The organism is Streptomyces sp. CB03238, from assembly GCF_002099185.1.
GTDB lineage: Bacteria > Actinomycetota > Actinomycetes > Streptomycetales > Streptomycetaceae > Streptomyces.
This window is the reverse complement of sequence record NZ_NBCN01000015.1, coordinates 151,357-168,740: the sequence shown is the minus strand read 5'-3', so window position 1 is coordinate 168,740 and position 17,384 is coordinate 151,357. Positions and strand designations below refer to the sequence as shown.

Genomic DNA, 17,384 nt, shown 5'->3' with positions numbered 1-17,384 from the left:
ATCTCATCGGCCCGGCAACGAGCCCAGTTCACGCGCGGTGTCCCCGACGTCTCGGACGCCGGGGTACGGCAGCTGGTCGCCGCCCGCTCCCACCTGCGTGCCGGCGACGTCACGGAGGTGCGGTGGGCCTCGGACTTCCGGCCGCGTGCCGCCCTGGCGGACCGCTACCGCTCCGGCCGGGTGTTCCTCGCGGGCGACGCCGCACACGTCCACTCCCCCGCCGGTGGCCAGGGCCTCAACACGAGCGTCCAGGACGCCTACAACCTGGGGTGCAAACTCGGCCAGGTGCTGAAGTACGGCGCCGATCCCGCGCTGCTCGACACCTACGTGCGGGAACGGCGCCCGGTCGCCGCGGACATGTTGGGCTTGTCCACGCGCATCCACCGAGGCCAGGAACGGCGGAGCGAAGCCACCCGCCAGCTGCGGCTCGGATACCGGGACAGTCCGCTCGCCTCAGGCGCGGCGGACACCCTGGTGGCGGGCGACCGTGCCCCGGACGGGCGCCTCAGCGGCGGCGGCCGGGTCTTCGACCTGCTGCGGGGCCCGCACTTCACGTTGCTGGCCGTCGGGACGGACGCGGAACTCCCGCCAGTCTGCGCCGGTTTCGTCCGCGTACACCGGATCGAGGCGCTCGACACATACGGAAAGGGGCTGTTCCTGGTCCGTCCCGACGGCCATGTGGGGTGGGCGGGTGGCAACGCCAGTGGACTCGACGGCTACCTCGCCCGCATAGGGGCGGCTGCTCCGCTTGCCTGATCTGCGGGCGTGGTGGTGGAGGCGTGCTGGAGGTTCGCTGGGGGATGGGGCTTTGCCGGGCTGAGGAAGTAGACGGCGGTCTGATCAGCGTGCGGGAGGAGCAGGCCCTGTAGCTCGTGTGCAGCGGTCCTGAGGAGGTGGCCGTCGCGGGTGGCGTGGAGGGTTTCGAGGACGAAGGCGACGTGGGCCGAGTCCTCGGTGACGCGGGTGCGGTGGGCGTCGCGGTGGTTCCAGTGGCGGGTGAGGACGCTTGTGGTGTCGGCGTAGATGATCTCCCCAGGCTTGGGGTTCTCGATGGTGTCGGGTTCGCCGAGCGGGGTGAACTCCTCCGTGCCGTGCGCGTAGCGGATGTCGACGTCGCCGGTGACGTGGTCGAGGTCGAAGGCACCGGCGGGCAGGCCGTGGCAGACGGAGACGGCGTTGTAGGAGTCGACGGCCGGGTTGATGCGCGGCAGCGTGCCCTTCTTGGCGAGGCGGCGGCCGAGCGCGTCGACGCTGGGGCGGATGCGACGGGGGTTGGTGCCGAAGGAGCGGTAGGCGGTGTGCCACGCGTCGATGCGGGGATCGGTCTCGTCGGCGGGCTGCCAGGTGCCGTCGGCGAGCTGCTGCTGCAGTTCCTGCACTGCTGCGGCGGTGTGGGGCCAGGGTTCACGGCCGCGCAGCCCGGTGGCGGTGATCAGGGCGATGAGCGTGTCGGGAAAGGCGTCCGTGACGGCGGGGGCGATGCGGAAGACGGTCATGAGACAGGGCTTTTCCGTGCGTACGGGGCGGGTGGTCAGGGCTTCCAGGGACCGATGCGGTCCAGGCGGCGGCGCTGCTGTTCGGCGGCGGGGAGGTCGAGTCCGTGGTCGCGTGCGGTGAGATGGTCGGCGACGGCGGTGCGGTGTTCGACGGGCTTGTGGTCGTCGTACTTGAACTTGGCCCGTACGTCGGTGACTTCCAGGCGCAGGCCGCGGATGCCGGGCAGCATCCGGCCGTACGGGGGCTGGTCGGCGGTGACGGGGGCGTGGTCGCCGTCGGGCTGGAAGTGGGCGAGCTGGCGGCGCAGCAGTTCGGCTTTGGCTTCGGGGGTGTCGACGATGTGGGCGTGGCAGGTGAACTGGACGGCGGTGTAGTAGCTGGTGGGGACGCCGTCGGTGGGCGGCGTACCGGGCTTGGCGCGCCAGGGGCCGGGGATGAAGGCGTAGTCGCCGAAGACGGTGAACAGGACGTTCGGGTCGTTCTCGATCGCCTTCCAGACGGGGTTGGGGCGGGCGAGGTGGATCAGGAGGTGGCCGGGGTCGCTGGTGAAGTGGGTGGGGACGGCGACGGGTGCCTGGCCGGGCAGGCCGTTGACGCTCAGGAGGCCGAAGTCGTGGCCTTCGGCGATCCAGGTCTGCCATTCGGCTTTGTCCAGGTCGGCATCCCAGGGCTGGATGAACATGCTGGTCTCCTTGCGGGGGGTGCGGGCGGTGCGGTGGTGCGGTGGTGATGGGCGGTTCAGGTGAGGGCGAGGAGGCTGACGGCGACGGCGGCGGTGCCCAGGCCGACGAGCTGTCCGCGGTGGATGCGTTCGGCGAGCACGCTGCGGGCGAGCAGGACGGTGCCGGCCGGGTACAGCGCGGTGATCACGGCGACGACGGCGAGGTCGCCACTGCGGGCGGCGAGCAGGAAGAGCAGGTTCGCCACCGAGTCCAGCACTCCTGCGGCAGCCGACATCGCGTACGCGGGCTCCTCGGAACCGAGCTTGCGGTACATCACCCCCGCGGCGGCCAGGGTGACGGCCGAGGAGACCGCCCGGCCCACGATCAGCGGGGCCACCCCGCTGTCGGACGGCGCCTGGTGCAGGAAGATCAGCTGCAGGGCGATGGCGGCGCCTGCGCCGAAGGCCAGCAGCAGCGCGGTACGGGACGGGCGGGCCGACCCCGCTCCATGTCCCGCGCTGACCAGGACGACTGCGGCCAGGGCGAGCGGCAGCCCTATCAGTCCGGCCGTGCCCAGGTGCTCGCCCTGGAGCAGTCCCACGCCGACAGGGAGCATGGCGGACACCAGCGCAGTGATGGGCGAGAGGACGTTCATCGGGCCGATCGCCAGGGTCCGGTAGAGCAGGGCGAACGCGGCGGCCGAGGCGACACCGGAGGCGGCGCCCCAGCCGAGGGTGGCGGCGCTGAAGGAGGCGCCGAGGAACGGCCACAGCAGCAGCTCGACCGCGAGCGAGGCCGGGGCCGCGATCATCACGGTGCGCAGTACATGGGCCTTGCGGGCGCCGAGGCCGCCGAGGAAGTCGGCGCACCCGTAGGCGAGGGAGCTGCCCAGGGCCAGCAGCAGAGCGATCACGGTACGTACATCCCTTAGTATGGCAATGGAACGACTAAACCGTACAGTGGACCGACCGGCCTGTGTCAACCAAACGACCGGGCGGTGCATTGAAGTGGTCCACTCGCGAGGAGGCGATCGGATGGCCGAGACAGAGGAAGCTCTGCGGACGCTCGCGCACAACGTCAGGACGGCCCGCCGGCGCGCCGGCCTGTCCCTGGACGAACTCGGCCGGCGCGCCAAGGTCAGCAAGGGCGCTCTGGTCGGGCTGGAGAAGGCTCAGGGCAACCCGAACTTCGCCACCCTGGTCCGGCTGGCCGACACGCTCGGCGTCTCCGTCTCCGCCCTGATGGAAGGCCCGGCCGAAGGCCGCGTCCGCGTCGTGGACGCCGAAGCCGTGATGCCACTGTGGGCCGGGGAGCGGGGCAGCGAGGCCCGGCTGATGCTGACGACCTCGGGCCCGGCTCCCGTCGAGGTCTGGCGCTGGAAACTCGAACCCGGTGAGGAGTACCCCAGCCACCCCCACCAGGCCGGAGTCGTCGAAACCGTCTCCGTCACCTCCGGCCGCATGACCCTGGTCGTCGACGGCACCGAGCACCCCGTCGAAGCCGGACAGACCGCCACCTTCGACGGCGACGCCCCCCACACCTACCGCGGCGACGGCACCGAAACCTGTCACCTGATCATGACCGTCCACCTACCGCCCGGCCCCGCCTCCACGACCTGACCAGTCCATCGCATGCGAAGCGGGCCCCTGTGCGTCCGGCCCGGCGACGGCCGGCGACCGACCTCGGCCTTGGCCAGGGGGCGATGAGCCCCGGCATGACCGAGGCTTCGACGCCAGACGCCGCTCGCGGCCTGCGACAGTCAAAGCGGTTGTCCCGCTGTTCGACAGCTGGGACGAGCGGCGAGCGGATCAGGCGGATCTCCTGCAACTCCCCATCGGACAGGTCACTTTCGGTGAGTTCGCTGAGCACGTCGTCGGTGGGGTTCACGCGCTTGGCGGCCACCAGCTGTGCAAGGTAGTTCTGGTCGCGGTGTAGGCCGCGATCAGCTCCTCGTCGCTCGTCTCCCCGTTCATGAACTTGTCGATCTGTTCCTGGAAGGAGTCCCGGTCCTCGTACGGCACCCCCAGCAGCTCACAGATGACGATGGTGGGGATGGGCTTGGCGAACGCGGTCACCAGGTCCGTCGGCGGCCCGGCTTTCTCCATGGCGTCCAGGCAGCCGGTGGTGATCTGCTCGATCCGCTCGGTGAGAAGTCGCATCCGACGTGCGGTCAACTTGCCCACCAGCGGTTTCCGGTAGCGCCCGTGCTGTGGGTCGTCCATGAGGAGGAACTCGCCGGGCGGCGCCGGGGGCATCTCGAAGTCGACCACGTTCAGGCTTTGCGCGAACTGAACCGCGGTTCACCTCCAGCACGCCGTCCAGCTTTTTTCAGACGAGGTCCTGGGGGCACGCCGCCCGTTCGGGGCGCGGTCAGCACGACGTCCGACGGGGGCCGGTACGCGGTCTCCCAGGGCTCCGGCCCGCTCAAGGAGACACGTCCCTTGCTGACGGTGCAGGTCCGCGTGGCACGGGCCCGGGTCACCGACTCCCGGTGGTCGGTGAAGACCACGGTGCCGCCGACGCCGGCGACTTCGGTCATGATCTCGGCGAGGACACCGTGGGCTTCCGTGTCCAGCCCCGACCACGGTTCGTCCAGGACGAGCAGCCCGGGCTCCACCATCAGGGCCTGGGCGAGCGCGACCTTCTGCGCGTTGCCCTTCGACAGGCTCCGCAGGGCGCCTGCTTGCCGCCCACCAGTGCCATCCTCTCCAGCAGCCGGTGGGCCCGCGACGAGGCGACCGAGGTGGTCAGTCCGCGTACGCGGCCCATGTGGATCAGGTAAGCCACGGCCGACATGCGTTCGTTGGGGGAAAAGCGGTCGGGGACGTGGCCCACGACCGGCGACCGTGCGGCCACCCTGCCGCTGGTCGGCCGGGACAGACCCACGGCGATCCGAAGCAGGGTCGACTTCGCCAATCCGTTCCCACCTGCGATTGCAACGACCTCCCCGGCAAGGTGCCTCCACATCGACGTCTCTCAGGATCCAATCGCCACGGCCATAGCGCTTGCTCACTGCTTGAAGACGTAACACTGAACTCCTTCGTCCGGCAGCCGTCCTCCAGATGCTTGCAGATTACCGGCGCCCGGCCTCCGCTATGCATAAGCTGCCTGTCGGGGGCGGGAGCACGGCCCGGTTCCGCGCAGAGATGGCGAACCGCGTCCGTTCCAGACGTTCCTCAGACAGCTTGCGCCTCGATGACGGAGGCCGATGCCTCCGTGGGGACGATTCCGGTCATCCGGAATGCCGAGCGGGCCAGGAGGGCCGCGAATTCCTCGCGTGTGCGTTCCTTTCCGCGCAGCTTCATCAGCATGATGACGTCCACCACTTTGCCGGTGCCCGGTTCGTTTCCCGGCGGCAGGACGGTTTCCACCACCAGAAGCCGTCCGCCCGGTGCCATCGCGGCGCGGATCGAGCGCAGGATTCGTAGGCAGTGCTCGTCGTCCCAGTCGTGCAGAACGTGTTTGAGCAGGTAGACGTCGCCGCCCGGTGGCACGGCCGTGAAGAAGTCCCCGGTCTCCACCCGCCAGCGGCCGGCCAGTTCCTTGTTGTCCAGTACGTGATCGGCGACGGTGCGTTCCCTGTCGTAGAGCACGCCGGACAGTTCGGGGTGGCGGGTGAGCACGGCGCGCAGCAGTCCGCCCCGGCCGCCGCCGACATCAACGACCGTGCCGCGCACGGGACATGCGCAGTGTGCGGCGAGGTGTTCGTTGTCCCGCCGCCCCAAAAGGTCCGCCATACCGGCGTCGAAGGTCTGCTGTGCGGCGGGGTCGGAGTCCAGGTAGGCGAAGAACGGCATGCCGTAGGCCGTTTCGAAGGCCGGTTCGCCGGTACGTACCGTCTCCGTGAGTCCTTCGGCAGACCGCCACATGAACACGTCCGTGAGCATGAGGATCGCGGCACGCTGTGATCCGGGCACATCGCGGCGGAGGAGCTGCGCGGGAGGGGTGAGGCGGAAGGCGTTGTCGTCGTCCTCGTGGAAGACTCCTCCCATGGCGAGCAGGCGCAGGACGCGGCGCAGGGCGGGGCCATGGGTGTGGGAGCGGCGGGCGAGTTCGTCGGGTGTCAGGGGGCCGTCGGCGAGGTGGTCGGCGATGCCGTGGACCGCCGCGGCGCGGAGTGCGGCGGTGAACAGGTAACCGGATGCGAGGGCGTGGAGCTCGGCCGATGCGGCTGATCGGTCGTCGGGGCCGCTGGATGGGGTAGGCAATCTCTTCAGGTCCTCACAGGTTGTTCCTCATGAGTCGGCACTCCACTGCGCGCCCGCATCGGCCCGTGGCGAGGGAGCGCTCGGAAGAACCGGACGAGCAGTGCCCGGCCGCGAAACCTCGGCTCGGAACGGCGCCATCGGGGGGCCGGTTGAGGCTGTGGCGCTCAGGACAGTGGTCGGTGGTCGCGCTGTTGCGGTGCACGTGGCTGTCCCGCTCGCGGGGCCCGAGGAAGTCGTACGCTTCGCGCGGGTGTGTACCGGCTCTGTCGCAGAGCGCGGCGGCGGTCACCGGTGGTCGGGCTCGTCAGGTTCGCGGAGTTCCGTCGCGGTCGGTGTCGTCAGTGGTCCTGCTTTTCCCGGGGGCTTCCTGTCGCGCCCGGTGTTCCTCTTCGATCATCTTCTTGATCCTTGCCATGTTGGCTTTGGTCGTCAGGTTCAGGTGGGCGGTCATCTGCTCGTTGTCGAAGGGGGCGCCGGCCTTCATGTCGAATTCCTGCACCCAGCGCATTTCGGTGCCCTCGTCGGTCCCGCGGTACGTCCAGTACAGCTTCATGTAGGCGAAGGGGCCGGTTTCGATCCGGTACGCCTCGACGGTGAGGGATTCCCTGTCGGGTGTGCGGTGGGACACCCATTCCCAGACCTTTCCGTTCGCGTCCGGGCGCGTCCTGAGGCGGAAGTCGATTCCGTCGTCGCCGCTCCGGAGGATCTCCGTCTCGGCATACTCGGAGAACAGTTCGGGCCACGACTCGACGTCGTTGGTCATGTCCCATACGAGGGAGACGGGGGCCTCGATCGTCACTGCGTTGTCGGTGCGTGCTCCCATGTCAGACAGCCACCTCTGAGATCTTGTCGTTGATCAGCCGGAGTGTGCCCCTGGGGGTCTCCATTGCGTCCTCCGGGATCGACACACCGACGTTCTGCTGGAGCCGTGCGGACACTTCCAGCAGGGCGAGCGAGTCGTAACCGAGGTCCTGGAATGTCACATCCAGGATGTCGCCGTCCAGATCGGCCGCGTCGGAGTCTCCCGCACATTCCTTGATGATCGATACGAGGTACGCGAGGGTGATTTCGGGCATGGTGGAACCTCCTGAGCCGGCAGGCAGTGGAGTGGGGTGGGCGGGTTGGGTGCCGTGTGGCCGCGGCCGCTGTCAGCCGTATCGCTGGAGGACCATGGCCGCGTTGAACCCGCCGGCTCCCCGGGCGATCACCAGCGCGTTGCGCACCGGGGTTTCGCGGGGCGCGTCGAGCACCAGGTCGATGTCGAGGCCGGGCGCGAGGGAACTCGTACCGACGGTCGGCGGGATGACCGAGTCCCGTATACACAACAGGGCGGTCGCCGCGTCCAGGGCCGCGCCGCCCGCGTACAGGCGGCCGGTCAGTGTTTTGGGCGCGGTGACGGGTACGGCCGACGGCCCGAAGACCTGCACAAGGGCCTCCGCCTCCGCCCGGTCCAGGGCCGGCACGCCAAGGGCGTCGGCGAAGACCACATCGACATCGGCCGCGTTGATCCGCGCCTCCCGCAGCGCCTCCCTGATCGCGCGCGCCAGTCCGGGCGGCCTGCCGGAACCGGGGCGGGGGTCGAAGGTCGAGGCGTGCCCGACGATCCGCCCGTAGATCCTCGCGGCGCCCCGGCGCAGCGCCGTGTCCTCCCGTTCGACCACCATGAGGGCCCCGCCCTCGCCGGGCACATATCCCGCCGCAGCGGCGTCGAAAGGCAGGTAGGCCACGCCGGGGTCGGGGACCGTGCTCAGGAATCCGCTGAGGAGCTGGGCGACCAGGCCCCACGGGCAGATCGACGCCTCGAACCCGCCCGTCAGCGCGGCGCTGAGCTCGCCCTTCCTCAGCAGGCGCGCCGTGTGGGCCGCCGCGTCGAGGGCACCCGCCTGTTCGGAGACGAACACGGAGCTGTGCCCCCGCATGCCGTGGCGAATGGAGATCTGTCCGGTGTTCACCGCGTAGAACCAGGCGAACGACTGGTAGGCGCTGACGCGCTCGGGGCCGGTCCCCCACAGCTTCTGCATCTCCCGCTGGCCGAACTCGAAGCCGCCGCACCCGCCGGCCGTGAGGACACCCAAGCCGTACTCGTCGAGGTCAGTCGGCACCAGACCGGCGTCCGTCAGCGCCCAGTCGGCGGCCGCCAGGGCGTACTGCGTCATCCGGTCGGTCTGCGGCATCAGGCGCTTGGGCAGGTGTGCGTCGGCATCGAAAGCGAGTACCTCGCCGCCGACGCGCACCGGGTAGCCCGACGCGTCGAACCGCTGGATGACACCGATGCCGCTCTTCCCGGCGAGCGTCGCCGCCCAGAACTCCTCGGTGCCGATGCCGTTGGGGGCGATGACCCCCAGACCGGTCACTACGGTGCCGGTCACTACGGTGCCGGTCACCACCGCTCCGGGCGCCACCGCTCCGGTCGCTGCCTTCACCGCGCCGCCGCCTTCGTCGGCCTGCCGAGCACGGCGGCACTCTGGAATCCCCCGAACCCGCTGCCGACACTGAGCACGGTGTCCACCCGCTGCTCCCGCGCCACGTTGGGCACGTAGTCCAGGTCGCACTCCGGGTCGGGCTCGTCGTAGTTCGCGGTGGGCGGGATCACTCCGTGCTCGATGGCCAGCGCGCAGGCGGCCAGCTCAAGTGACCCGATCGCGCCGAGGGAGTGCCCGATCATCGATTTGATGGAGCTCACGGGCACCTCGTAGGCGCGCTCCCCCAGGCTCCGTTTGAAGGCGGCCGTCTCGTGCCGGTCGTTCTGCCGAGTACCGGAGCCATGGGCATTGATGTAGTCGAGGTCCCCACCGGTGCAGCGCGCCTGCCGCATGGCGGCCCCGATGGCCTCGGCCATCTCCCGGCCGTCGGGCTTCAGGCCGGTCATGTGGTACGCGTTCGACCTCGTCGCGAAGCCGAGGATCTCGGCGTACACACGGGCCTGACGGCGGTACGCCGCCGACAGCTCCTCCAGGACGAATACGGCCGCTCCCTCGCCCAGGACGAAACCGTCGCGGTTGCGGTCGAAGGGACGGGACGCGTGGGCCGGGTCGTCGTTGTTGGCGGAGGTCGCCTTGATGGCGTCGAAGCAAGCGACCGTGATGGGTGAGATGGGGGCATCGGTCGCTCCGCAGAGGACCACGTCCGCCCGCCCGGAGCGGATGAGATCGGCGCCGTACCCCACGGCGTCGAGCCCCGAGGTGCAGCCGGTGGACACCACGGTGACCGGGCCCTCGGCCCCCGCTTCCCAGGCGACGTCACGGCCGATGGAGGCCGGTATGAAGTAGTCGAACAGCCGCTCCACGGCAACGGTGTGGTCGACCAGCCAGTGGGAACCGCCGGCGCTGACTCGCTCGTACTCCCGGTCGAGGCTGGTGGTGCAGCCGACGGCGGTGCCGATGCTGACGCCGATCCGTGCGGGGTCCAGCCGGGCCGGGTCGAGTCCGCTGCTCGCCAGCGCCTCGCGGGTGGCGGCGATCGCCAGCTGGGTCGCTCTGTCGTATGTCGACGCCTGCGCGGGTGACAGCCCTTCGGCCGGCGGGTCGAAGTCGACCTCCGCGGCGATGCGCGACCGGAAGGGGGCGGGGTCGATCAGCGTCATCGTCCTCGTCGCGGTGCGCCCGGCGGTCAGCAGCTGCCAGAACGCGTCCGTTCCCACCCCTTGGGGGGCTCGCACCCCGATGCCTGTGATTCCCACCCGCTTCTCCCCCTGATCGTCCATGTCAGCCACCGACGTGTGGGGGCGCGGAGGCCGGGTGGGGCACGGGTTCGGTGTCGACGTGGCCCAGCTCGGGCCTGGGGGCGAGTGGGGCGATGTGGAAGACGGCCCTCGTGGTGACGGTCCCGCGGTTCTCGATACGGTTGCGCTGCCCGCGGGTGATGAGCAGTGCCTCGTCCCGTTCCAGAGGCACCTCCTCGCCGTTGACGCGGACGACGGCCGAACCCTCGATGACGTACAGGTACTTGTCCGAGAACGGGTGGTAGTGCTCCGCGACGGCTTCCCCGGGGGCCAGTTCCATGTGCCCCATGAAACCGGAGGTCGCGCCGACCGACGCGGGCGTCAACAACGCCCGGGTGCTGCCTCCTTGCCGGCGGCTCGGCACCACACTCGACACGGCGACTCTGGCGGCCGCTGCCTCAGCCATGACTCGTCCTTTCTCTGTTGGTCGGATCTGACCTCGTGGCCACGGTCACGGCCGGTCGGCCTCCCACGTGTAGAAGACGTCGGCCCGGGAGTCCTTCAGCTCCTTCCAGTCGGCGCAGCACGGTGTGAGGTACTGACCTACGCGCTCGTTGACCTGCTGGAACAGCGGACTGCTGCGCGCCTGGTAGAGGCGCTCCATGATGTCGTCGTCGGCTTCGATCAAGTGCATGTAGAGGTCGTGGAACCGGAACAGGACGCGCCGTCTGACGCCGATCTCGCCCGGCAGCGCGGTCTTGTCGTGCTCGGCGAAGGCTGCCGCCACGTGCGGGGCGTCCTCCGGGTTCATCCTCAGGACCATCAGGGCCCGGTATGCCATGGTCACGCTCCGTCGGGTGGGGGATCGGAGTCGCAGGAGTGGACGACGTCGCAGGACAGCTGTTTGGGCCGGGAGACGGACCGGCAGTACGCGAAGTGCTCCTTCAGCCGCGGGTCCGCGTGCATGGCCCGGAAGTCCGCTTCCGTACGCCACTGGGCGTAGTTGACGACATGCTCGCCGTCGTGGCTCAGGTGGAAGGAAGCCGAGACGAAGCCGGGCAGGTGCCGGATCAGCTCTTCGGTCGCCTGGGCCAGGTGGTCGCAGAGCTGTTTCTGGTCACGGGGGTCGACGGCGAAGACGTTGACGAGGGTGAAGAGCCCAGCGGACGGGGAGATGGTCGCCATGGGGCCTTGGCTTTCATGTCGGCGGGGAAGGACTCCCCGAGGGGAGAGGGCATGGCCGGGGGGCAGGGACCACGTCTGGCTCGGCGACGGCGAGGATCGTGATGAGCTCCGGGCACTGAGACCCAGCCCGGCGATATCGACTGTTGACCGGATCTTCCGCTTCCCTCTTTGTCTGTCCTCAGCATCCGGCCGGGAAACGAATACACGGCCTGGCCCACTCAAGTGGGTGTATTTTTCGCAGAGTTGATCGATGGAGGTGCCAGGTAGCGGGTCACCGGCGTCGCGAGTGCAGTCGGCCGTCCAGGCCGCGGGCGGCGCAGTGTGGTGGTGACGCCGCCGACGATCGCTACGCACGACCGGTATGCCACTCCCCTACCGGGCCTGTGCGCACCCGGCTGGCTTGTGTGTCGCAGCCAAGGCCCTGTGGGCGTTTTCGTCCTGTGGCGTACAGGTTCACTGGCTGAGGCAGGACCAAGGCCGCCACCGAGACCGCGGTACGGCTCCTTGGCCCCGAGGCGGTCATCGGCCGCACTTCGCTGATCACCGGGCGTGGCCGGTCGGCGCACGAGCGCACGGTGTACGCCTTGGCCGCCGCCGCGCACGACGGAGTCTTTTCACGTAGGACTTGGCTGCCGCGCTGTGAAAACTCGCGGAGTCCGACGCAGCCGGCGTGTTCCACCTCGCCGTGCCAAACGCCGTCAGCCGCCATGACCGCTGCGTACTCATCGCCCAGCGAGGCGGCCTCGACGCCTCTCGCATGCCCGCCGGACGCCGGGCGGACGCGGGCATGCCCCGGGCCACTCGACGTACGCCTCGACAGCCTCGCCACGCGGCAGCGCCTGCACACCAGGCTCCGGAGCGCCCACGCGGCTGGCCGGCGGCTGGGGCCGCACGCTCGCGGCCCCCGGCCTGCGCGACGCCGCCGGCCGGCCACCGCGCCACACCCGCACGACTTCCGCCGGACGGTCGCCACCCCGGCGGTCATCGGCGTCCTGCGCAGGTCTCTTTCGGCACCTGCGGTCGGCCCTACGGCACTCCCTGCACAGCACGAACGCGCAGCGTCCGCTGCCCGGACCTGGACACCGGCCTGGTTCGTCGACCTCGGCATGCCTGTCTTCACTGCCGAGTACGAGCCCGTGCCTGAAGTCCAAGGGGTGACGGACAACTGGTGGCGCGGCAAAGACTCCCTCATCGCCATCTATCGAGGCGAAGCCGACTGCCTCACGGCACCTCAGTGCCCAACGGCCCACATCTACAGCGGCCTCGACGACTGGGGGCTCCACGGCGGCTGAGCGAAGCTGACGGGGAGCGACCAGCGCGCTGTGCGAAACGATCTTCAAGCCGGCGAGTCGTCCCTGACCTGGCCCACCAAGTGAACACGCAACCACCGGTTACGCCCCGCTCCACCTCGCGCGTGCTCACAAGCTCCGGCAACGGCGCTGTGGCTACGCACCCGGCGCCACTCTCCCCGAGGACCAGGCGGGACGAACGCCGCCGCCCGCACGAAGGCCGTCAACTGGGCGTGGAACCAGGCCCAGTCGTCCTCCGCGAACTCCCGCCACGGCGAGCGGCAACGCAGTCATCCAGGAGCGGCAGAGCCGTCAACGGATCACGGTAATGCCGCGGATCGCCGGCCTCGCGACCCTTTCGACGTCGATATCCATTCTGAGAACCTACGGCAGCGAGCAGGCCGCCGGGAGAACCGGCCTCAGCCGGGCGGCCGCCGGGCAGGGCGGTTGCGGGTGAAGCCGTACAACTCGGCGCGGTGACGGCGGCGAAGGGGGCCGGGCTGCTTGGGGCGAGGTTTCGGCATCCGAAGCCGGGGGCGGCCGAGCGGTCAGCCAGACGTATCACCAGTGCTGGAAGCAGACTGCTCGGGAAGCGGATCTCAGCACCGGCGACTGGTCCCCGTCTCGATTGGTCCGGTCCGATGCGCTTGCTGTCTCAGCGTGACTCGTCAGTGGAGGGGCTGCTGCTGTCCGTGCCGTAGAAGCAGCCCTGGTCGCACAGCGCGTCGATCTCGGCGTTGTCCTCCTCGCTCAGTTGCGCATCCAGCGCGGCGCTGATGACCCGTCGAGCGCGGGCCAATCGCCGAGCGACCTCCCAGTCGGCGATGAACTGGCCGACGGTGCGCTCGTCGGCGGTTCCGGATGCCTGGCGTGACCCGAGTCGGTCGAGGGAAACCACGAACTCGTTCAGGTCCTGCAGGACCGCCACGACCTCGTTGAGGGGCAGGCGGATCTCTCGGGAGGACATGTCCATCGGCCGATTCAACTCCAGGGCTGGTGCTCAGTCCCAGATTCTGATCTTGCTGGTCGGGGCTGGTCCGGGAACGGATGCGGCCACCGAGGATCATCGGTGTGTGAAGACCGACGATCAGGCGGCGGCCGCAGGTCACAGCATAGATCCTGCCCGCCGGCAGGACATGTTCGAGGTGTTGATGAGCCGCATCGCGGGGCGGTTCGCCCGGGTGTAACCACGGCGCCGGTTCTCGGGTTGCTGTCGGACCTGCCATCTCTTGTCGAGGGCAAGGGGGGAAGCCGAAGCGGTCCGCGACGACGCAGTAGGCAGCGGAGGTTTGTCAGTGGCGAGTGGCAGCATCGGGAGCATGACGGACACCACGACTTTCGACTGGCGCCCCTTCCTGCTGAGGTGGAGCGGGGAGTGGGCGGATTGCCAGCTGGATGGTGAGACGCGGAGCGAGGACGACGAGGCTGCCCGACGGGCGCGGTGGTTGGGGTTCCCGCCCGCGTCCGAGAAGCGGATCGCAGCCATGGAGGGGCGCCTCGGCGTACGGATGCCCCCGTCGTACCGGGAGTTTCTCGAGGTCAGCGACGGGTGGCGGCACGCGGGCGGGTTCGTCTGGCTGCTGGCGGGAACAACGGAGGCATGCTGGCACAACAACGAGTCGGGACTCGCGTACATGTTCGAGGAGTACCTGGATGAGGACGCCGGGCCCGAGGAGCGGCGGGAGGCGGACATCTGGCGGCGCGGGCTGCAGATCGACGTCGCGTCCGACGCCATGCGCGTCCTGCTGGACCCCGAGGACGTGGATGAGGACGGTGAGTGGGCCGTGTATACGTGGGCGAGCTGGCGGGCTGCGCCACCCGAGCGGCACGCGAACTTTCGTGAGTTCATGCGGGGGATGTTCCGGGAGTTCCACAGCCTGCAGGCGCGGCGGAGTGACGAGGAGCCGGTGTTCGCCAACGACACGACGCGAGAGCTGGACGCCCTGGTGGCGGAGGCCCGGCTGGAGGCGCTGCGCGGCGGCTGGGAACAGGCCAAAAAGGCGCTGGACGAGGCCAAGGGGTACGGCAGACCGCGGGCCGCCGGACTGGGCGACCAGATACGCCGCCTGCTCGGACAGACGTACATGGTGTACTTCGAGCACTTGGTGACGGACCCGCTGTATGCGCCTGAGCTGCTGCCGGTGCTGGTCGCCGAGCACGCAGCGCAATCGTACCGGGACGACTCCACGCTGACGTTCGATCTGCGGGGCGCCGACGACGACCTGATGTCACTGGCGTACGCGACGCTTGGTCAGGTGAGGAATGGCACGTACCGGTACACGGCGGCCGGGCCGTTCGGGGAGGCGGTCGAGCGAGCGCGGGAGCTGGCGCGGTGGGGGGACACCGACGGGGCGTGGCGGACGCTGCGGAACGCTCTGCCGCTGTGGGAACCGCTGGGACCGGATCACCTGGCGCCGCTGGGGTGGGTGGCCGACCCCGTGCTCGGGCCGCTGCTGACCCCGGAGCGGGGCCGCGAGCTGCTGTCCACCCCGAGGGGCGGGCAGAGGGGTGAGGCGCCGGGGCCGACGGCCGGGCTCGACCCGGGCAACTTGGCGTGGCTCGCGGAGCCGGATCCGGGCAACAACCGCACGTCCTACCGGTTCGTCCTGGTGGAGGGGGTGGAGCCGGAGGAGTTGCCCGGCCGACTCGCGGACGACACCGTGCTGAGCGAACCCATGACCTTCTGGGAGGCACGTCACAGGTCGTTGCACAACCGGAGGGAGTTCTCGTCCTACGACGACAGAGCTCTCATGGCGGTCGGCCGGGCCGGCACCGGTTGGAGCTTCGCCTTCGACGGCAACCCTGCCCCGTTCGACCGGCAGCGGTTCGTCTCCCCAGCCTCGGCAGCCAGCGCGGGCACCCGCGCGGTGGTGGTGTGGAGCGGCCTGAGGACATGGCACGGGGAACCGTTCTTCCACCTTTCGGTGGCGCGAGACGGTGTGGACCAGTACGCATTCACCTACGCGGCCGGAGAGGTCCGGCAAAGCGGGGAGATACCGCGGGCGCTGGACCCGAGCTGGTTCTTCGGTGACCTGGGGGACGGCGCCGAGGCGGAGCGGTCGCTGTTGGAGGCGGTGACCGGGGAGTTCGGTACCTGTCTGCCGTATCACGCAATCGTGAACGGGCGGCTGCACACACTCGCCACCCGCTCCTGGACGCGACCGCCCAGAGATGGAGAGACCTATGCGGTGATCCGCATGAACTGGGACGCCGCGCGCCTGGCCGACGGCGAGCGGAGGGGAAACGACGGGCCGGGAAGCAGATAGGGGCGGTGCGACGTGGTCGGCCTCGGCACGGCAACACCTCTGGAGGCAGTGACAGCCCAGCGGCGGCACGGCGGACGGCGACGCAGCGGACGGGTAGCACCCCGGCGGCGGAAGGGCGGGCGGCGGGCCTCCGGCGGCCCCGGGGGCAGCGGAAGCGCCAGATCACTCACTTTGGGGCTTCGGTTCGCAGCGCGGGCAGGCAAGTCCGCCGCCCGAGGGAGCGCTGTCGCGAGAGGATGCGTCCCCGTCAGTCTTCGTCCGCCGCGGACAGAGCCTCGGTGATCAGGCGGGTGGCGAAGTTGGGGTCGTCGGTGAGGCGGTTGATGTGCTCCGCGAGCAGGAAGACGGTGGCTTCCAGGGGAGTCATCTCGTCCTCGGTCCAGTATCCGTACTGTTTGCGCCACAGGTTGGGGCTCAAACCAGTGCCTGCGGCGACGAGCAGGCCGGCCATGGTGGGGATGGTCTCGGAAGGGACGCTCTTGGGCATCATGCGCATGGTGGTCACGAGGTTGGGCACCACGCACGCGATGACGTCCTCGTCGTGGTCCTCGTACGCCATCCGCAGCCACTTCATGAACATGAAGATCAGTGTGCACGCCCCGTCCAGTACCTCATCGACTCCCCCGGGACCCAGGGAGGCGGCGAACTGGTCGATCAGCGCCTGATGTTCGGGGTCGGTTCCGGTCTTGCCGTCGTAGACGGCCTGGAGCCGAGAATCGATCATCATGAGCGCTGCGCTCACATCGCCGGTGGGAGCGTGCTGGGGGTCACAGGGCGATGACACAGAACTTCCTCCTCATCCTGCCCGCGATGGGCAGCGCGGTATGTCCGTACGGTAGACCGCCGATGAGGCTGCAGTCCGGCGAATCCCACCGATTGCCCCCGAAACGGTCAAGGGCTCTCTTCGAGCGTCGCAACGCGATGGTCCACAACCACCCTGACAGTCCCCGCGAGTTCCCTGACCTGGTCGGCTATCAGCCTCCCGGTCAGGCCCACAACCACGTAGACAGGGCCAGGTCGGTCCGCCGCCAGCGCCAGTGCCCAGCGGTCGATACCCAGGACGGATCAGCAGTCGTGACCGAGTCAACGGCTGGACGTTCGTTTGATCACCAACGGGGCCGGTCGCCAGGGTCATCTGACGATCGCCCCGGCGGGGGTGGCCGTCCGATGAGCCAAGGTGGGAGCAGGGAATGTCGGTTGAGATCCGGCATGGGTTCGGGGCGGCGGTCCCAGTGGGGCCGGCGGCCTTCGCCACCGCTGGTGGAGACGGTACGGACACAGGCACCGGTTCAGGCAAGCCAGCAGTCGACTGGGGAACTTCACGCACAGAGCAGAAGATTCGGTCGGCGCTGCCCGACCCCGCGTCGATGGCCGGGTGGACACCGAAGAACGGCCGTGCGGACGTCGAGGAACAGCCCAGCCTCCGTCACAGTGCGGTCTCGATACACACGAGGAGTGCACCGCCATCGCGTACGGCTCAGCGACCTTCGCGGCAGCGGCGAGACCGCCGTGCGGCAAGGAGGTGACCCGGTCGCCCAAGTACCCGGGCGGCCTGTCCCCTCGCCGGCGTCACCAGCCACGCGTACTACCGCAATGCCGGCGCCCTCGACGGTCTT

The 17,384-nt window shown here is 69.5% G+C and carries 16 protein-coding genes and 3 pseudogenes; 4 read left to right on the top strand and 15 right to left on the bottom strand.

Features of this window, described 5'->3' with window-relative positions; translation table 11 throughout:
- Nucleotides 1–45 precede the first annotated feature (45 nt).
- A pseudogene (locus tag BKD26_RS26385) lies at nucleotides 46–756 on the top strand (FAD-dependent monooxygenase); the annotation flags it as partial.
- Here BKD26_RS26385 and BKD26_RS26380 read toward each other — a convergent pair.
- From BKD26_RS26380 to BKD26_RS26370, 3 genes are read right to left on the bottom strand one after another with little or no spacing between them, the layout of a single operon-like run.
- Nucleotides 717–1,496 (bottom strand): phenylalanine--tRNA ligase beta subunit-related protein, encoded by a 780-nt coding sequence (locus tag BKD26_RS26380; protein ID WP_084902868.1) that lies wholly within the window; start codon nucleotides 1,494–1,496, stop codon nucleotides 717–719. The pseudogene BKD26_RS26385 and the gene BKD26_RS26380 sit on opposite strands and share 40 nt — an antisense overlap.
- Nucleotides 1,497–1,531: 35 nt before the next feature.
- Nucleotides 1,532–2,179, bottom strand: coding sequence for an FMN-binding negative transcriptional regulator (locus BKD26_RS26375; protein ID WP_084902865.1), 648 nt, complete (start codon nucleotides 2,177–2,179; stop codon nucleotides 1,532–1,534).
- A 56-nt stretch (nucleotides 2,180–2,235) separates the two neighbouring features.
- Nucleotides 2,236–3,072: a DMT family transporter gene (locus BKD26_RS26370; protein ID WP_084902862.1), complete on the bottom strand. Its 837-nt coding sequence runs from the start codon at nucleotides 3,070–3,072 to the stop codon at nucleotides 2,236–2,238.
- A 121-nt stretch (nucleotides 3,073–3,193) separates the two neighbouring features.
- Here BKD26_RS26370 and BKD26_RS26365 point away from each other — a divergent pair, with 121 nt between their 5' ends.
- Nucleotides 3,194–3,778, top strand: a complete 585-nt coding sequence (locus BKD26_RS26365; protein ID WP_084902860.1) for an XRE family transcriptional regulator — start codon at nucleotides 3,194–3,196, stop codon at nucleotides 3,776–3,778.
- A 187-nt stretch (nucleotides 3,779–3,965) separates the two neighbouring features.
- Here the strand turns inward: BKD26_RS26365 and BKD26_RS26360 are convergent.
- The 10 genes and pseudogenes from BKD26_RS26360 to BKD26_RS26315 all read right to left on the bottom strand — a co-directional run.
- Nucleotides 3,966–4,455: pseudogene (locus tag BKD26_RS26360) on the bottom strand (cytochrome P450); the annotation flags it as partial.
- Nucleotides 4,456–5,048: 593 nt separating this feature from the next.
- Nucleotides 5,049–5,126, bottom strand: a pseudogene (locus BKD26_RS41595) (hypothetical protein); the annotation flags it as partial.
- Nucleotides 5,127–5,335: 209 nt separating this feature from the next.
- A complete protein-coding gene (locus BKD26_RS26350) occupies nucleotides 5,336–6,367 on the bottom strand; it encodes a methyltransferase (RefSeq protein ID WP_084902857.1) in 1,032 nt (343 codons plus the stop codon).
- Nucleotides 6,368–6,671: 304 nt separating this feature from the next.
- The gene (locus BKD26_RS26345; protein ID WP_084902854.1) at nucleotides 6,672–7,190 is read right to left on the bottom strand and encodes an SRPBCC family protein; all 519 of its coding nucleotides are present in this window, start codon (nucleotides 7,188–7,190) and stop codon (nucleotides 6,672–6,674) included.
- A 1-nt stretch (nucleotide 7,191) separates the two neighbouring features.
- Entirely contained in the window at nucleotides 7,192–7,443 is a 252-nt protein-coding gene (locus BKD26_RS26340; protein WP_084902851.1) for an acyl carrier protein, read from the bottom strand.
- Between the two features lie 72 nt (nucleotides 7,444–7,515).
- Nucleotides 7,516–8,736, bottom strand: coding sequence for a ketosynthase chain-length factor (locus tag BKD26_RS26335; RefSeq protein WP_084902967.1), 1,221 nt, complete (start codon nucleotides 8,734–8,736; stop codon nucleotides 7,516–7,518).
- 50 nt (nucleotides 8,737–8,786) lie between these two features.
- Nucleotides 8,787–10,070: a beta-ketoacyl-[acyl-carrier-protein] synthase family protein gene (locus BKD26_RS26330; protein WP_084902849.1), complete on the bottom strand. Its 1,284-nt coding sequence runs from the start codon at nucleotides 10,068–10,070 to the stop codon at nucleotides 8,787–8,789.
- Nucleotide 10,071: 1 nt separating this feature from the next.
- Nucleotides 10,072–10,494 carry a cupin domain-containing protein gene (locus BKD26_RS26325; RefSeq protein WP_084902846.1) on the bottom strand — a complete coding sequence of 141 codons (423 nt, stop codon included), beginning with the start codon at nucleotides 10,492–10,494 and terminating at the stop codon, nucleotides 10,072–10,074.
- A gap of 45 nt (nucleotides 10,495–10,539) precedes the next feature.
- A complete protein-coding gene (locus BKD26_RS26320) occupies nucleotides 10,540–10,869 on the bottom strand; it encodes a TcmI family type II polyketide cyclase (protein WP_084902843.1) in 330 nt (109 codons plus the stop codon).
- Nucleotides 10,870–10,871: 2 nt separating this feature from the next.
- Entirely contained in the window at nucleotides 10,872–11,213 is a 342-nt protein-coding gene (locus tag BKD26_RS26315; RefSeq protein WP_084902841.1) for an antibiotic biosynthesis monooxygenase, read from the bottom strand.
- Nucleotides 11,214–12,319: 1,106 nt separating this feature from the next.
- On the opposite strand from BKD26_RS26315, the gene BKD26_RS40915 reads away from it, so the two are divergent.
- Nucleotides 12,320–12,505 (top strand): hypothetical protein, encoded by a 186-nt coding sequence (locus tag BKD26_RS40915; protein WP_084902838.1) that lies wholly within the window; start codon nucleotides 12,320–12,322, stop codon nucleotides 12,503–12,505.
- 652 nt (nucleotides 12,506–13,157) lie between these two features.
- Here BKD26_RS40915 and BKD26_RS26305 read toward each other — a convergent pair.
- Nucleotides 13,158–13,475 carry a hypothetical protein gene (locus tag BKD26_RS26305; protein WP_084902835.1) on the bottom strand — a complete coding sequence of 106 codons (318 nt, stop codon included), beginning with the start codon at nucleotides 13,473–13,475 and terminating at the stop codon, nucleotides 13,158–13,160.
- A gap of 346 nt (nucleotides 13,476–13,821) precedes the next feature.
- Here BKD26_RS26305 and BKD26_RS26300 point away from each other — a divergent pair, with 346 nt between their 5' ends.
- Nucleotides 13,822–15,768, top strand: coding sequence for an SMI1/KNR4 family protein (locus BKD26_RS26300; RefSeq protein WP_084902966.1), 1,947 nt, complete (start codon nucleotides 13,822–13,824; stop codon nucleotides 15,766–15,768).
- A 247-nt stretch (nucleotides 15,769–16,015) separates the two neighbouring features.
- Here BKD26_RS26300 and BKD26_RS26295 read toward each other — a convergent pair whose 3' ends face one another.
- Complete coding sequence (locus BKD26_RS26295) at nucleotides 16,016–16,552, bottom strand: hypothetical protein (RefSeq protein ID WP_084902832.1); 537 nt, start codon at nucleotides 16,550–16,552, stop codon at nucleotides 16,016–16,018.
- Between the last annotated feature and the right edge of the window lie 832 nt (nucleotides 16,553–17,384).

Bases quoted from the DNA above. Each gene is read 5' to 3' on its own strand.
- BKD26_RS26315 (WP_084902841.1), bottom strand. From the start codon at position 11,213: ATGGCGACCATCTCCCCGTCCGCTGGGCTCTTCACCCTCGTCAACGTC.
- BKD26_RS26300 (WP_084902966.1), top strand. From the start codon at position 13,822: ATGACGGACACCACGACTTTCGACTGGCGCCCCTTCCTGCTGAGGTGG.
- BKD26_RS26375 (WP_084902865.1), bottom strand. From the start codon at position 2,179: ATGTTCATCCAGCCCTGGGATGCCGACCTGGACAAAGCCGAATGGCAG.
- BKD26_RS26305 (WP_084902835.1), bottom strand. From the start codon at position 13,475: ATGGACATGTCCTCCCGAGAGATCCGCCTGCCCCTCAACGAGGTCGTG.
- BKD26_RS26365 (WP_084902860.1), top strand. From the start codon at position 3,194: ATGGCCGAGACAGAGGAAGCTCTGCGGACGCTCGCGCACAACGTCAGG.
- BKD26_RS26320 (WP_084902843.1), bottom strand. From the start codon at position 10,869: ATGGCATACCGGGCCCTGATGGTCCTGAGGATGAACCCGGAGGACGCC.
- BKD26_RS26330 (WP_084902849.1), bottom strand. From the start codon at position 10,070: ATGGACGATCAGGGGGAGAAGCGGGTGGGAATCACAGGCATCGGGGTG.
- BKD26_RS26340 (WP_084902851.1), bottom strand. From the start codon at position 7,443: ATGCCCGAAATCACCCTCGCGTACCTCGTATCGATCATCAAGGAATGT.
- BKD26_RS40915 (WP_084902838.1), top strand. From the start codon at position 12,320: ATGCCTGTCTTCACTGCCGAGTACGAGCCCGTGCCTGAAGTCCAAGGG.
- BKD26_RS26380 (WP_084902868.1), bottom strand. From the start codon at position 1,496: ATGACCGTCTTCCGCATCGCCCCCGCCGTCACGGACGCCTTTCCCGAC.
- BKD26_RS26345 (WP_084902854.1), bottom strand. From the start codon at position 7,190: ATGGGAGCACGCACCGACAACGCAGTGACGATCGAGGCCCCCGTCTCC.
- BKD26_RS26325 (WP_084902846.1), bottom strand. From the start codon at position 10,494: ATGGCTGAGGCAGCGGCCGCCAGAGTCGCCGTGTCGAGTGTGGTGCCG.